At 50.8% G+C, this 12334-nt stretch carries 19 protein-coding genes; 17 read left to right on the forward strand and 2 right to left on the reverse strand.

The genetic code is table 11. The features are described from left to right. Positions 1-21 precede the first annotated feature (21 nt). From rplE to ACJJID_RS20100, 17 genes are all read left to right on the forward strand, one after another. The gene (gene rplE, locus ACJJID_RS20020; RefSeq protein WP_152451153.1) at positions 22-561 is read left to right on the forward strand and encodes a 50S ribosomal protein L5; all 540 of its coding nucleotides are present in this window, start codon (positions 22-24) and stop codon (positions 559-561) included. A 9-nt stretch (positions 562-570) separates the two neighbouring features. Next, entirely contained in the window at positions 571-876 is a 306-nt protein-coding gene (gene rpsN / locus ACJJID_RS20025) for a 30S ribosomal protein S14 (protein WP_152451155.1), read from the forward strand. 40 nt (positions 877-916) lie between these two features. After that, the gene (rpsH, locus tag ACJJID_RS20030; RefSeq protein WP_152451157.1) at positions 917-1309 is read left to right on the forward strand and encodes a 30S ribosomal protein S8; all 393 of its coding nucleotides are present in this window, start codon (positions 917-919) and stop codon (positions 1307-1309) included. Between the two features lie 12 nt (positions 1310-1321). Further along, the gene (gene rplF, locus ACJJID_RS20035) at positions 1322-1855 is read left to right on the forward strand and encodes a 50S ribosomal protein L6 (protein ID WP_152451159.1); all 534 of its coding nucleotides are present in this window, start codon (positions 1322-1324) and stop codon (positions 1853-1855) included. A 13-nt stretch (positions 1856-1868) separates the two neighbouring features. Continuing rightward, positions 1869-2219 carry a 50S ribosomal protein L18 gene (rplR, locus tag ACJJID_RS20040; RefSeq protein ID WP_152451161.1) on the forward strand — a complete coding sequence of 117 codons (351 nt, stop codon included), beginning with the start codon at positions 1869-1871 and terminating at the stop codon, positions 2217-2219. Between the two features lie 10 nt (positions 2220-2229). Next, a complete protein-coding gene (rpsE, locus tag ACJJID_RS20045; protein ID WP_152451163.1) occupies positions 2230-2736 on the forward strand; it encodes a 30S ribosomal protein S5 in 507 nt (168 codons plus the stop codon). A 38-nt stretch (positions 2737-2774) separates the two neighbouring features. Next, on the forward strand, positions 2775-2960 hold the full coding sequence (gene rpmD / locus ACJJID_RS20050; RefSeq protein ID WP_020411402.1) for a 50S ribosomal protein L30: 186 nt from the start codon (positions 2775-2777) through the stop codon (positions 2958-2960). 1 nt (position 2961) lies between these two features. After that, positions 2962-3396, forward strand: coding sequence for a 50S ribosomal protein L15 (gene rplO / locus ACJJID_RS20055; RefSeq protein ID WP_020411403.1), 435 nt, complete (start codon positions 2962-2964; stop codon positions 3394-3396). A gap of 11 nt (positions 3397-3407) precedes the next feature. After that, the gene (gene secY, locus ACJJID_RS20060) at positions 3408-4754 is read left to right on the forward strand and encodes a preprotein translocase subunit SecY (RefSeq protein WP_020411404.1); all 1347 of its coding nucleotides are present in this window, start codon (positions 3408-3410) and stop codon (positions 4752-4754) included. A gap of 41 nt (positions 4755-4795) precedes the next feature. Continuing rightward, positions 4796-4912: a 50S ribosomal protein L36 gene (rpmJ, locus tag ACJJID_RS20065; protein ID WP_010133825.1), complete on the forward strand. Its 117-nt coding sequence runs from the start codon at positions 4796-4798 to the stop codon at positions 4910-4912. A 348-nt stretch (positions 4913-5260) separates the two neighbouring features. After that, positions 5261-5617 (forward strand): 30S ribosomal protein S13, encoded by a 357-nt coding sequence (gene rpsM, locus ACJJID_RS20070; protein WP_152451165.1) that lies wholly within the window; start codon positions 5261-5263, stop codon positions 5615-5617. A gap of 89 nt (positions 5618-5706) precedes the next feature. Continuing rightward, a complete protein-coding gene (gene rpsK / locus ACJJID_RS20075) occupies positions 5707-6096 on the forward strand; it encodes a 30S ribosomal protein S11 (RefSeq protein WP_020411406.1) in 390 nt (129 codons plus the stop codon). A gap of 15 nt (positions 6097-6111) precedes the next feature. Further along, entirely contained in the window at positions 6112-6732 is a 621-nt protein-coding gene (rpsD, locus tag ACJJID_RS20080; protein ID WP_152451167.1) for a 30S ribosomal protein S4, read from the forward strand. 44 nt (positions 6733-6776) lie between these two features. Next, entirely contained in the window at positions 6777-7781 is a 1005-nt protein-coding gene (locus tag ACJJID_RS20085) for a DNA-directed RNA polymerase subunit alpha (RefSeq protein ID WP_152451169.1), read from the forward strand. Between the two features lie 123 nt (positions 7782-7904). After that, positions 7905-8291, forward strand: a complete 387-nt coding sequence (rplQ, locus tag ACJJID_RS20090; protein WP_152451171.1) for a 50S ribosomal protein L17 — start codon at positions 7905-7907, stop codon at positions 8289-8291. A 72-nt stretch (positions 8292-8363) separates the two neighbouring features. Next, positions 8364-8618, forward strand: a complete 255-nt coding sequence (locus ACJJID_RS20095; protein WP_444920951.1) for a YeaC family protein — start codon at positions 8364-8366, stop codon at positions 8616-8618. 163 nt (positions 8619-8781) lie between these two features. After that, positions 8782-9417, forward strand: coding sequence for a hypothetical protein (locus ACJJID_RS20100; protein WP_444920952.1), 636 nt, complete (start codon positions 8782-8784; stop codon positions 9415-9417). Positions 9418-9481: 64 nt separating this feature from the next. Here the strand turns inward: ACJJID_RS20100 and ACJJID_RS20105 are convergent, their stop codons facing one another. Next, complete coding sequence (locus ACJJID_RS20105; RefSeq protein WP_444920953.1) at positions 9482-10936, reverse strand: pectin acetylesterase-family hydrolase; 1455 nt, start codon at positions 10934-10936, stop codon at positions 9482-9484. 413 nt (positions 10937-11349) lie between these two features. Then, complete coding sequence (locus ACJJID_RS20110) at positions 11350-12327, reverse strand: biotin-dependent carboxyltransferase family protein (protein ID WP_444920954.1); 978 nt, start codon at positions 12325-12327, stop codon at positions 11350-11352. Positions 12328-12334 lie beyond the last annotated feature (7 nt).

Raw genomic sequence — 12334 nt, forward strand, 5'->3', positions numbered from 1 at the left:
GCAAAAGCAGGTTGGTAGATCATGGCAAAGCTTAAAGAGCTCTACACTAAGGAACTCGCGCCCAAGCTTAAAGAAGAGCTGGGTCTCGAGAATGTGATGGCAGTGCCGCGCATCACCAAGATCACCATCAACATGGGTGTTGGTGAAGCGATTGGTGATAAAAAGGTGCTGGAGCACGCTGTCAACGATATGACAGCAATTACTGGTCAAAAGCCCATCGTTACTAAAGCGCGCAAGTCTATTGCGGGCTTTAAGATTCGCGACGGTTGGCCGATCGGCTGCAAGGTAACTCTGCGCGGTGAGCGCATGTATGAGTTCCTGGAGCGTTTGGTAGACATCGCGATTCCGCGTATCCGTGACTTCCGTGGCATTAGCCCGAAGCAGTTCGACGGCCGCGGTAACTTCTCTATGGGCGTGACCGAGCAAATCATCTTCCCGGAAATTGACTACGACAAAGTAGACAAGCTCCGCGGTCTGGATATTTGTATTACCACTACAGCTGCAAGCGACGATCAAGGTCGCGCGCTGCTGAAAGCGTTCAACTTCCCTTTCAAGGGATAAGAGGATTCCATGGCGAAGAAATCCATGATTGCGCGTGAAAACAAGCGCGCTCGAACCGCAGCTAAGTACGCTGAAAAGCGTCAAGAGCTGAAGGCGATCATCGCCAGTGCCACTGCTTCCGAAGAGGAGCAGTGGGAGGCTCAACTCAAGCTGCAAAAAATGCCGCGCGATGCAAGCCCGGTACGTCAGCAACGTCGCTGTCGTATCACTGGTCGCCCCCACGCCGTTTACCGCAAGTTCGGCCTGTGCCGTAACAAATTGCGTGAAGCCGCTATGCGTGGTGATGTTCCTGGCCTCGTGAAGTCCAGCTGGTAATTACCAGCTGGTTTAAGGCAGATTTGAGGAGTCTCATAAAATGAGTATGCAAGATCCGTTGGCAGATATGCTGACTCGCATCCGCAATGCCCTGGCACGCGGAAAAGCGGAAGTCACCATGCCTTCATCCAAACTGAAAGTAGCTGTAGCCAAAGTCCTGAAAGACGAAGGTTATGTTACTGATTTGAATGTAAGCGAAGGTAGTAAGCCGGAGTTGACCATTGCCCTGAAATACTTCCAGGGTAAACCGGTTATCGCCGAGCTGAACCGCGTTTCCCGTCCGGGTTTGCGCGCTTACACTGGTAAAAAAGCTCTGCCAACCGTACGCGGTGGTCTGGGTATCGCGATCGTTTCCACCTCCAATGGTGTGATGACTGATCGCGCTGCGCGTCAGGCCGGTGTCGGTGGTGAAGTGCTTTGCACCGTATTCTAAGCGGGGGTCGCAATGTCTCGAGTAGCAAATAGTCCGGTAGTTATCCCCGCAGGTGTTACCGTTGACCTGAAAGGTCAAAACATCGCTGTTAAAGGCGGTAGCGGTAACCTGGATATGGTTATTCACGGTGATGTAGAAGTTGGCCAGGCTGACAGCCAGCTGACTTTTGCCGCGCGCAATAACTCCAAGCAAGCCAGAGCTCTTGCGGGTACCACCCGTGCACTGGTTAACAACATGGTGATAGGCGTAAGCGCTGGCTTCGAGAAGAAGTTGCAGTTGCTGGGTGTAGGTTATCGTGCGAAAGCCGCCGGTAAAACGGTTAACCTGACCCTGGGCTTCTCCCATCCGATCGATTATCAGTTGCCGGAAGGTGTGACTGCGGAAACACCATCCCAGACTGAAATCGTACTCAAGAGCAGCAATAAACAGCTGTTGGGCCAAGTGGCCGCTGAGATCCGTGCGTTCCGTCCGCCGGAGCCCTACAAAGGTAAGGGTGTCCGTTATGCCGATGAGCGCGTGTATCGCAAAGAGGCCAAGAAGAAGTAAATAGGGCATAGATATGAACGTTAAGAAAGCATCTCGCTTGCGTCGTGCACGTCGTGCCCGCGCTAAGATCCGTGAGCTGGGCGCCGTTCGCCTCACCGTGAACCGCACACCGCGTCACATTTACGCACAGATCCTGTCTGCCGAAGGCAACTCGGTATTGGCTTCCGCCTCTACCCTGGACAAGGACCTGCGCGAAGGTAAAACCGGTAACGCCGATGCCGCTTCCGCGGTTGGCAAACTGATCGCTGAGCGCGCGAAAGCCGCTGGTGTTGAAGAAGTTGCCTTCGATCGCAGTGGCTTCAAGTACCATGGCCGTATTAAGGCTTTGGCTGACGCTGCCCGCGAAGCCGGTCTGAAATTCTAAGGGTTGAGTTATGGCTAGAGAGAAAGACAAAAGCAACGACGAAGGCCTGCAGGAAAAGCTGGTCCAGGTTAATCGCGTTGCCAAGACTGTTAAAGGTGGTCGTATCTTCGCCTTTACCGCACTGACCGTAGTTGGCGACGGCAATGGCCGTATCGGTTTTGGTCGTGGCAAGGCGCGTGAAGTGCCTGTTGCGATTCAGAAAGCGATGGAAGCTGCACGCCGCAACATGATCCAGGTAGAACTGAATGGTGATACCATCCAGTACGCTACCAATGGTCGTCACGGTGGTTCCAAGGTTTACATGCAGCCCGCTTCCCAGGGTACCGGTGTAATTGCCGGCGGTGCCATGCGCTCCGTACTGGAAATGGCCGGTGTACACAACGTATTGGCTAAGTGCTACGGCTCCACCAACCCGGTGAACGTAGTGCGTGCAACTTTTAAAGCTCTGGATCAAATGCAGAGCCCGGGAGATGTTGCAGCCAAGCGCGGTAAATCAGTCGAAGAGATTCTGGGCTAATCACAGCTCGGATTTAAGGTTATTGGTGGGTTAAGACCATGGCTAAGAAGACCATTAAAGTCACCCAGACCAAAAGCATCAACGGACGCCTGAAAAGTCATCAGGCGTGCGTTGCGGGTCTGGGCCTGCGCCGCATCGGCCACACAGTGGAAGTGGAAGATACTCCTTCCGTGCGCGGCATGATCAATAAAGTAAACTACCTGGTTAAGGTTGAGGGGGAATAACATGCGTTTGAATGACCTGTCTCCCGCACAAGGCCACAAGCACAGCGCTAAGCGCGTTGGCCGTGGTATTGGTAGTGGTTTAGGTAAGACCGGTGGCCGCGGCCACAAAGGTCAAAAAGCGCGTTCCGGCGGCAGCGTTCGTCCGGGCTTCGAAGGCGGTCAGATGCCTTTGCAGAAGCGTCTGCCTAAGTACGGTTTTACCGCTCGTGTTTCTCGCTTCACCGCAGAAGTACGTCTGGCAGAGCTGGCCAAGGTAGAAAGTGACGTAATCGATTTGGCAGCGCTTAAGAATGCCGATATCATCGGCAGCCACATTAAACGCGCCAAAGTGTTCCTCTCAGGTGAGCTGACTAAAGCTGTTACCGTAAAGGGTCTGGGAGTGACCAAAGGTGCAAAGGCGGCTATCGAAGCTGCTGGCGGTAAAATAGAAGACTAATCGAGGCGCCAATGGCACGACCAGGATCCGGTGGAAATCCCCTGGGCAACAGCAAGGGATTGGGCGAGCTTTGGGCTCGCCTTCGTTTTCTGTTTCTAGCGATACTAGTTTATCGGCTGGGAACACACATTCCGGTGCCCGGCATTGATCCGGAAAAGCTGTCAAACCTGTTTAATCAGAATCAGGGAACCATCCTTGGCCTGTTTAACATGTTCTCAGGCGGCGCCCTGGAAAGGATGAGTATTCTGGCTCTGGGCATCATGCCCTATATCTCCGCATCCATCATCATGCAGTTGATGAGTGCGGTGACTCCCTCTCTGGAAGCTCTGAAGAAGGAAGGGGAGGCCGGAAGGCGTAAGATCAACCAGTACACCCGTTACCTGACGGTAGTGTTGGCCCTGATTCAGGGTATCGGCATGACTTTCGGGTTGGCAGGGCAGAACCTGGCTTACTCATCTGAGCCTGCGTTTGGTTTTTACTTTGTGGCGGTAACGTCACTGGTGACCGGTGCCGTATTCATGATGTGGCTCGGTGAGCAGATCACTGAGCGCGGAGTGGGCAACGGGATTTCTATGCTGATTTTTGCCGGTATCGTGGCAGGCTTGCCCGGCGCCATCGGCCAGGCATTTGAGCAGGCCCGCCAGGGTGAGTTGCATATTCTTATGCTGCTGATCATCGGTGTTATCGCTCTAGCTGTGGTGTTCTTTGTGGTGGTGATGGAGCGCGGTCAGCGCCGAATTACCATCAACCACGCCAGGCGTCAGGCCGGTCGTTACTCTGCAGCACCCGCTGCGCAGGCGAGCCACCTGCCTCTGAAGGTGAACATGGCCGGTGTTATTCCGGTGATCTTCGCCAGCAGTATTCTGCTGTTCCCAGCGACGCTGGCACAGTGGTTTGGCCAGGGTGGTGAGGGTGTTGGTGCCCAGATCCTGCAGTGGATGGCATTGCAGCTGGGGCCGGGTCAGCCGCTGAACATTATTCTGTTCGCACTGCTGATTGGTTTCTTCTGTTTCTTCTATACGGCGTTGATGTTCAACCCGAATGAAGTTGCAGATAACCTGAAGAAGTCTGGTGCCTATGTACCTGGTATTCGTCCAGGTGAGCAGACAGCCCGCTATATCGACAGCGTGCTGACCCGACTCACCCTGGTAGGTGCTGTGTATATCGCACTGGTATCCCTGCTGCCGCAGTTCCTGGTAGTTGGGTTTAACGTTCCCTTCTATCTGGGGGGTACCTCACTACTGATCGTTGTAGTAGTGGTGATGGACTTTATGGCGCAGGTACAATCGCATCTGCTGTCGCACCAGTACGAAGGCTTGATGAAAAAAGCGAACCTGCAAAGCTACGGTCGTCGCTAGTGCGTCACCTGCTCGCAGTTTGATTGAATTGAGGTAAGGTCATGAAAGTACGCGCTTCTGTAAAAAAGATCTGCCGTAACTGCAAAATCGTACGTCGCAAAGGCGTTCTGCGGGTAATCTGCAGCGCTGAGCCACGTCACAAGCAGCGTCAAGGCTAATAGGGGCCAGCCCCTTACAGAGAGCGTCCAGTGGGCGCCTCTGTAGAAGCTGGAAAAATTCGTCACTTGTTGCAGCCCCGTAACAAGTGGCAGCACCATAAGGAATTTCTTTGTGGTGGGAGGTCAGTCCAAAGGGTGGGCCTCCAATAGGGGGCGTTGACTGTCGTCCACATCCGCTGCGGGAGGCCGTGGTGGGCGTGGGCTATTGCAATTTGGTGTCTGAAAAGCTATTCTTGCGCGCCTTTTTGGTGGCGCCGTCGGTTTTTTAGTCGCTGTCAGCGCCGAAATCAAAGTAGAGTCACATACTTAATATAAAGCAGTGACTCCCAATACGTGGAGTACGCCTCTATGGCACGTATTGCTGGTGTCAATGTACCAGACCACAAGCACGCCGTGATCTCCCTGACCCACATTTATGGGGTCGGTCTTACTACGGCTAAGTCTATTTTGGCAGCGGTTGGTATCGCTGAATCCACCAAAATCCGCGACCTGTCTGAAGAGCAGATCGAAACCATCCGCGGTGAAGTTGCAAAACTTACCGTAGAAGGCGACCTGCGCCGTGAAGTATCCATGAACATCAAGCGTTTGATGGACCTGGGTTGCTATCGCGGTCTGCGTCACCGTCGCAGCTTGCCGCTGCGTGGTCAGCGCACCAAGACCAATGCTCGTACCCGTAAGGGTCCGCGCAAGCCGATTCGCAAGTAAGCCTGATTATCAAGGCGCGAAATCGCGGTTTAACAAGCCCCGCCCGGCGATTAGCCGAGGGGATTTGATACAGGATTTAGGATACTGGTATGGCTAAGCCAAAAACTACTGTTCGCAAAAAGGTCAAAAAGACCGTTGTCGACGGTATTGCCCACATCCACGCATCGTTCAACAACACGATCGTGACGATCACTGATCGCCAGGGTAATACCCTCAGCTGGGCCACCGCAGGTGGATCTGGCTTCCGTGGCTCACGTAAGAGCACCCCGTTTGCAGCCCAGGTTGCCGCTGAGCGCGCAGGTACTGCAGCTCAGGAGTACGGCCTGAAAAACCTCGACGTAGAAGTGAAGGGCCCTGGCCCCGGTCGCGAATCCGCTGTTCGCGCACTGAACAACTGCGGCTACAAAATCACCAACATCACCGACGTGACGCCAATCCCGCATAACGGATGTCGTCCGCCCAAGAAACGTCGCGTGTAAGAGGGGGCTGATAGAATGGCACGTTATATTGGACCAAAATGTAAACTGTCCCGTCGTGAAGGGACTGACCTGCAGCTGAAGAGTGGTGTACGTCCGCACGACTCCAAATGTCGCGCAGAATCCAAGCCCGGTCAGCATGGCGCTGGTCGCGGCCGTCTGTCCGACTACGGCATCCAGCTGCGCGAGAAGCAAAAAGTTCGTCGTATCTACGGCGTACTGGAAAAGCAGTTCCGCAACTACTATAAGGAAGCGGCTCGCCTGAAAGGCGCAACTGGTGAAAACCTGCTGCAACTCCTGGAAAAGCGCCTGGACAACGTGGTTTACCGCATGGGCTTCGGCTCAACTCGCTCTGAAGCGCGTCAGCTGGTTTCCCACAAGGCGATTCTGGTAAATGGCACTACTGTAAACATTCCTTCTTACCAAGTTAAAGAAGGCGATGTAATTGCTGTACGTGAAAAAGCCAAGAAGCAGCTGCGTATCCAGAATTCCGTTTCCCTCGCTGCCCAGCGTGGCGATGTCGAGTGGGTAGACGTAAACGCGAGCAAGCTGGAAGGCACTTTCAAGCGCATTCCAGATCGTGTCGATCTGCCGGCAGAGATCAACGAAAACCTTATTGTGGAACTGTACTCCAAGTAACAATTAGTTCACTTTAAGGAATGCAACTGTAAACAGGTATGGCTATGCAGACTGCTGTCAACGAGTTTTTGACACCGCGTCGTATTGACGTCACCGAGTACAATCAGAATCACGCCAAAGTGGTTCTGGAGCCCCTGGAGCGTGGCTTTGGCCACACTCTTGGCAATGCGCTGCGTCGCATCCTGCTGTCCTCCATGCCGGGCTGCGCCGTCACCGAAGTAGAAATCGACGGTGTCGAGCACGAGTACAGCGCGATTGAAGGTGTGCAGGAAGATGTTATTGAAATCCTGCTCAACCTGAAAGAAATCGCGGTTGTTATGCACGGCAAGGATCAGGCTGTATTGAGCCTGAGCAAAAAGGGCCCGGGTGCGGTGACTGCTGGAGATATCCAGGTAGATCACGATATCGAGATTGTGAATCCTGAGCACGTGATCGCCAATATCACTGGTGATGTAGAACTCAACCTGCGCCTCACTGTTGCGCGTGGCCGTGGCTATCAGCCCGCCGACGCACGCCGTGACGAGGAAGAGGAAAGCCGCGCGATTGGCCGTCTGCAACTGGACGCATCTTACAGCCCGGTTCGCCGCGTTTCTTACAGCGTAGAAAGTGCGCGTGTAGAGCAGCGTACCGATCTGGACAAGCTGGTTCTGGACCTGGAGACCAACGGTACTCTGGACCCCGAAGAAGCTATTCGCCGTGCAGCCACTATTCTGCAGCAGCAGCTGGCAGTATTTGTGGACCTGGAAGGTGAGAAGGACGCACAACCGAAGGCAGAAGAGCCTGAAGTTGATCCGGTATTGCTACGCCCAGTTGACGACCTGGAGCTGACAGTACGTTCGGCTAACTGTCTGAAAGCGGAAAACATCTACTACATCGGTGACCTGATTCAGCGCACCGAAGTGGAGCTGCTTAAGACCCCGAATCTTGGTAAGAAGTCTCTGACTGAAATCAAGGACGTACTGGCTTCCCGTGGTTTGTCCCTGGGTATGCGTCTCGAAAACTGGCCACCGGCCAGCCTTAAAGGCGATAGCAAATTAAGCCCCCTGTAAGCATTTGGTAGTCGCGGCGACGCCGTGACTAGTAGAAAGAACCCGAGCGGTGCCACGGCTTAACGCGACACCGCTCCAGAACGACCTGCTGAGACAGCAACTGTGGTCGTAAGGAATTGAGTCATGCGTCATCGCTATAGTGGCCGTAAATTCAGCCGTACCAGCGCTCACCGCAAGGCCATGTTCAAGAACATGACCGCTTCTCTGGTAGAGCACGAACTGATCAAAACTACATTGCCAAAAGCCAAGGAGCTGCGTCGCGTTGCCGAGCCGCTGATTACCCTGGCTAAGAAGGACAGTGTTGCCAACCGTCGTCTGGCTTTTGCCCGTATCCGTGATAAGGATGCTGTGCGCAAGCTGTTCGATGAGCTGGGTCCCCGTTACGAAGCCCGTCCAGGTGGATATATCCGTATCCTGAAATGTGGTTTCCGCGCAGGTGATAAAGCACCGATGGCTTACGTTGAACTGGTGGATCGTCCACAAGTTGAAGACGAAGCTGCTGAAGCATAAGTTGCGCTAGCAATTTTGCTACGGAAGGCCGGTCTATGACCGGCCTTTTTTGTACATACGGGAGAATTTTGTATGTCTTTTGAGCAGTTGTTAAATAATCTGAACCCACAAATTGTCGCCAGTCTGCGACGAGCTATTGAGCTGGGCAAATGGCCCAATGGTGTTGCTATTACCGCAGAGCAGCGCAGTCTCTGTGCCGAGGCTGTTGCCAACTGGGAGACTCGTAATCTGCCTAAAGAGCAGCAGGTGGGCTATGTCGCACCCAAGACTTCAAATGATCCCTGTTCCGCCAAGAAGAGCGATGAACAGCCTTTGAGCTGGGTTTAATTCTCCTCAGTTGATTCTTTTTATTCACTTTCCAGCTGTTTGACAGATATTGGCGTATATCTCTTCAGCTGGGACGCCCTTCCCATTCATCCCCTCGATTTTCTCTGCTTATATAGTTATCGATATAACGACATATAAATTCAAATTTGCTCGGTAACTGAATATGAAAAAACTGATATTGCTTGCCGGTGCAGTAAGCCTAGCCGTTGTGGGCATCGATCATTACGATATTGATGTCAAAAAAAGTGTGGCGAAAGTTCGGCAGTTCGTACAGCCTTTAACGGAAAACAATCAATTAGCGCAGGATATCTCTGAAAAAATACTCTGGTCAGAGTTAGAGAGTACTGAGATGGCGGAACTCTTGGATCATCCACGGGTTAAAGCCTACCTAGATCGAGAGCAGCTAAAGCAGGAAATAAAAGAGTATTTTGCGGATCTTGGGAATTTGTCCAGTTCAGAGGCTTGGGACGCTATTGAGAAGGTAGAGAATGAAAACCGGGTGACCGGCTATGAAGCATTGTCAATGAAACTGGCCTGGCTGGAGAAAAATAGCCTGAACGAGGCTGATTTCAAACAGCGCGCAGAAGAATTATTTAACCTCTATCGGGAGAAGGCTCAGTCGGTCATCAGCCGCTACGACCCACATACCCAGGTGCCAGGTTTTTCAACCTATAAAGATTTGGAGCGCTCTATTGTGGAAGAGGTTCAGCAAATGACTTCTTTTCCCAATGGGATGAATAAACACGAATATTTGCGCCAGCGCCTACAGGAAGCTCGGGAAACGGTTTACGGTAGCTAATCAATAAACAGTGCTGCTACTTTTAGTACTTTCAGCAGCAGCACTGCTCTACGTCTGATCCGAGTTACATAAACAGGCCAATAAGGTCATAGAACCAATTACTGTTGTTTTCAAAGTCGGAGACTTTGTCGGTCTCATAGGCGCGGATCATGCCGCCACCGTTGTGGTTCACGATATTGTTCAAAAAATCCTTTAATTCCAGTCCATGCTCGGCGATTTCGCCGTATTTAAGGTCAATAATCGTGGTGCAGTGGCTTTCGTTTAGGTTGCGAAACATTGGGAAGTAGTAGCCCCAATTACTGGTTTGATCCAAGAGTGGTATTAGATTTTCATGGGTGTCCTTTTGCCAGCGTTCGCGTAGTTTATTTAAACGAGAGTTGGCATCTGGGTCGTTGTAAATATCTTCGTAGAAGCGCTCATAGGAGTATGAAGAAAAATTACCGTCCGCCAGAAAGTGTGTAATACCCAGGCGATCCATGGGAAATTTATCCGATAGTGCGCGGTATATCGAAGCCAGCTGATTGCTATCAAATCCTGGAGTAAACGACTTTATCGCATTAATGGGGTTCTCTTCAGTGGGATCTCCATCAGTTGTGTAAGTGGTCCAGGAGCGAAGCACTTCGTTGTGTAACGGTAATGACGGATACTGAGTGTTGTTATCACTGTCAAAAGGCGCGTTGTAAAGCGGGCCGGAATCATCTATCAAATAGCCATAGTCGACATTCATATCCTCACGAAGTTTCGTGTAATTTAACAGAGCCCCTACGCTGCCTGCACTACAACCAGCGGCAAGCATTTGCTTGGGTTTCTGTAAATTATTTTTTACCCAGGAGGTTACTGCCTGCACATTGCGCAAGCCGTTATGATGCCAAATTAGGTCCGAGTTCTGACCACTCTTATCCTTATATACCTCGGTTTTATCGCCTACATAAATATCACCAGTACAGTAGGGAACGTAAACCATGTTCCACTCGCCCGTTTTGTACTGGTTGTAGGGGTGGTGGGTATAAATAAGGGGAGAGACACCCGCGGTAGTGAGATTATCGAAGTTTGTGAAATCTAAGAGGTGTACGTTACTGAGATAATCATCGGGGATACCATTAGGATTTCGTGCGCCGCGGATGCCGGCCTGGCCGGAGCAGCTCTCGTAGTCCCAACAGGCGCCGCCACCTTCAAAATAAAAAATGGTATTGCTGGTATCGGGCACTCGATAAACGAAAAATTTATAGGGAGAACCATTTCCGCACATGGCGCCAGTGCTGGCAGGAACATCTACTTTTTGCCAAGTATTAAAATCTTTCGGATTGAAATCATCGTTAAAACCAGGGTCGTGCATGGTCAGAGGGTACATGCCCTGAGCCTGCTGAGGGGTGACCGGCTCATCAGCATTAGGAGGGTCAAAAAGGTGCTTTAGAGTGGTCCAAAAATTGTAATCTCCCGGCTCGGCTTGCGCATAGGAGGTGATAAGAAGTGAGCAGGCAATAAATGCCGTTAGTAAACCACGGAGAATTTTTATCATTATTAATCCCCTTTAGGTAATTGGTGTTTTCTCTCTGGACTAGGCCGCATTAAAGACGCCAAGTATGGGAATAGAAGTCAGTCCTATGGCTGTGGGTCAGTTAAGTTGGACACTCGTCCAAATCGCTATTTAGGTAAAACTCAAAAAGACTAGTTAATAATGATCCTTCGGTCTAGCTGAAGTAGTGGTAGAACCAGATGGTCAGCTGGGACTGTTCAGTCTAGGGGGAGTCATTGAAAATATTCCATTAAATTTACTATGCCCATTGATGTTTGTTTTGGAGCGATGATATTGATGCCGAAATGCTCTAAAGATTGTGGTTTTTTAATTAGGGGGAGGTAATTAAAAGAGATGCGGGGTTGTCGTTATTCAGTAATTTGAATTTATTTTATTATTTGTTTAAAGCTCCATCTTCAAAGAGTAAATGTTTCTCTGGTCTCTGATTTCATCGTGTTTAGTAGCTTTCCTAAAAATTTATTTTTTACCTGTAAGATTTTCCTTGCCTGCGTCTGAGTAACCAGCTGAAAATTGATTTTATCCTGGGCTTTGAGTTGCCCTAATCTATGGAGGTCGGCCCGAATAACATGAGCCAGTCGAGGGTAACCGCCGATGGTTTGCCCTTCTATAAATGAAATAATCGGCTCGCCATTGTTTGGTATCTGAATACTTCCGGGATAAAGTCCGGAAGAAACCATTTCCCCTGAGATATCTTTCAGTCTCTCAGAGTCTGACATTATCGATGGTGATAGGCGAATTCCCATGCGGTTACTCTGAGCGGATACTTGAAAAGTGGTAGAAAAAAAATTGTCCAATGCAGATTGGGTAAATCGCTGACTCTCTGATCCATGGACGACTCTTATTAAGGGGCGTAGTCGATAGTTTGGGATAAACTCTCTTTCCAAGTGTGCTTCTTTTGCTATGCGGGTATTTTCTAAATGGACCCTCTCTCCCTGCTTAATTGCGCCGTTTTTATGTCCGCCAAAGCCGCTGATTAAATGGGTGGATACACTATTTAGAATTTGAGGTGCAGAGATTGTGGCGGATAAACCTATATATGCCCGAGCACCGCTCATTAAATGGGAAAACTCTAGAATATCCCCACTTTTAATTTGGATAACTTTATAGCTTTCAATGGGATTGTTGTTTAACAGAACTTTGAATTGCGCGCCTGTAATGGCTATCGAAACATCACAATCGAACTTAATAAGTGGACCCGTTAAAGTTATTTCCAGTACTGGGTTATTTAGAATGTTGCCTAATAGTAAGTTAGCAAGCTTCATCGATAAGAGGTCTGCTGCGCCCCCTTGAGGAATTCCGTAGTGCATCAAGCCAGGCCGGCCACAGTCCTGAATGCTGGTTTGTAGTCCGGCTCGAATAAAATAGATGCTCATAAATGTC

It is taken from the genome of Microbulbifer sp. CnH-101-G (genome assembly GCF_052466775.1).

Excerpts from the sequence above, each read along its gene's own strand:
- rplE (WP_152451153.1), top strand. The coding sequence starts at position 22 with ATGGCAAAGCTTAAAGAGCTCTACACTAAGGAACTCGCGCCCAAGCTT.
- rpsN (WP_152451155.1), top strand. The coding sequence starts at position 571 with ATGGCGAAGAAATCCATGATTGCGCGTGAAAACAAGCGCGCTCGAACC.
- rpsH (WP_152451157.1), top strand. The coding sequence starts at position 917 with ATGAGTATGCAAGATCCGTTGGCAGATATGCTGACTCGCATCCGCAAT.
- rplF (WP_152451159.1), top strand. The coding sequence starts at position 1,322 with ATGTCTCGAGTAGCAAATAGTCCGGTAGTTATCCCCGCAGGTGTTACC.
- rplR (WP_152451161.1), top strand. The coding sequence starts at position 1,869 with ATGAACGTTAAGAAAGCATCTCGCTTGCGTCGTGCACGTCGTGCCCGC.
- rpsE (WP_152451163.1), top strand. The coding sequence starts at position 2,230 with ATGGCTAGAGAGAAAGACAAAAGCAACGACGAAGGCCTGCAGGAAAAG.
- rpmD (WP_020411402.1), top strand. The coding sequence starts at position 2,775 with ATGGCTAAGAAGACCATTAAAGTCACCCAGACCAAAAGCATCAACGGA.
- rplO (WP_020411403.1), top strand. The coding sequence starts at position 2,962 with ATGCGTTTGAATGACCTGTCTCCCGCACAAGGCCACAAGCACAGCGCT.
- secY (WP_020411404.1), top strand. The coding sequence starts at position 3,408 with ATGGCACGACCAGGATCCGGTGGAAATCCCCTGGGCAACAGCAAGGGA.
- rpmJ (WP_010133825.1), top strand. The coding sequence starts at position 4,796 with ATGAAAGTACGCGCTTCTGTAAAAAAGATCTGCCGTAACTGCAAAATC.
- rpsM (WP_152451165.1), top strand. The coding sequence starts at position 5,261 with ATGGCACGTATTGCTGGTGTCAATGTACCAGACCACAAGCACGCCGTG.
- rpsK (WP_020411406.1), top strand. The coding sequence starts at position 5,707 with ATGGCTAAGCCAAAAACTACTGTTCGCAAAAAGGTCAAAAAGACCGTT.
- rpsD (WP_152451167.1), top strand. The coding sequence starts at position 6,112 with ATGGCACGTTATATTGGACCAAAATGTAAACTGTCCCGTCGTGAAGGG.
- ACJJID_RS20085 (WP_152451169.1), top strand. The coding sequence starts at position 6,777 with ATGCAGACTGCTGTCAACGAGTTTTTGACACCGCGTCGTATTGACGTC.
- rplQ (WP_152451171.1), top strand. The coding sequence starts at position 7,905 with ATGCGTCATCGCTATAGTGGCCGTAAATTCAGCCGTACCAGCGCTCAC.
- ACJJID_RS20095 (WP_444920951.1), top strand. The coding sequence starts at position 8,364 with ATGTCTTTTGAGCAGTTGTTAAATAATCTGAACCCACAAATTGTCGCC.
- ACJJID_RS20100 (WP_444920952.1), top strand. The coding sequence starts at position 8,782 with ATGAAAAAACTGATATTGCTTGCCGGTGCAGTAAGCCTAGCCGTTGTG.
- ACJJID_RS20105 (WP_444920953.1), bottom strand. The coding sequence starts at position 10,936 with ATGATAAAAATTCTCCGTGGTTTACTAACGGCATTTATTGCCTGCTCA.
- ACJJID_RS20110 (WP_444920954.1), bottom strand. The coding sequence starts at position 12,327 with ATGAGCATCTATTTTATTCGAGCCGGACTACAAACCAGCATTCAGGAC.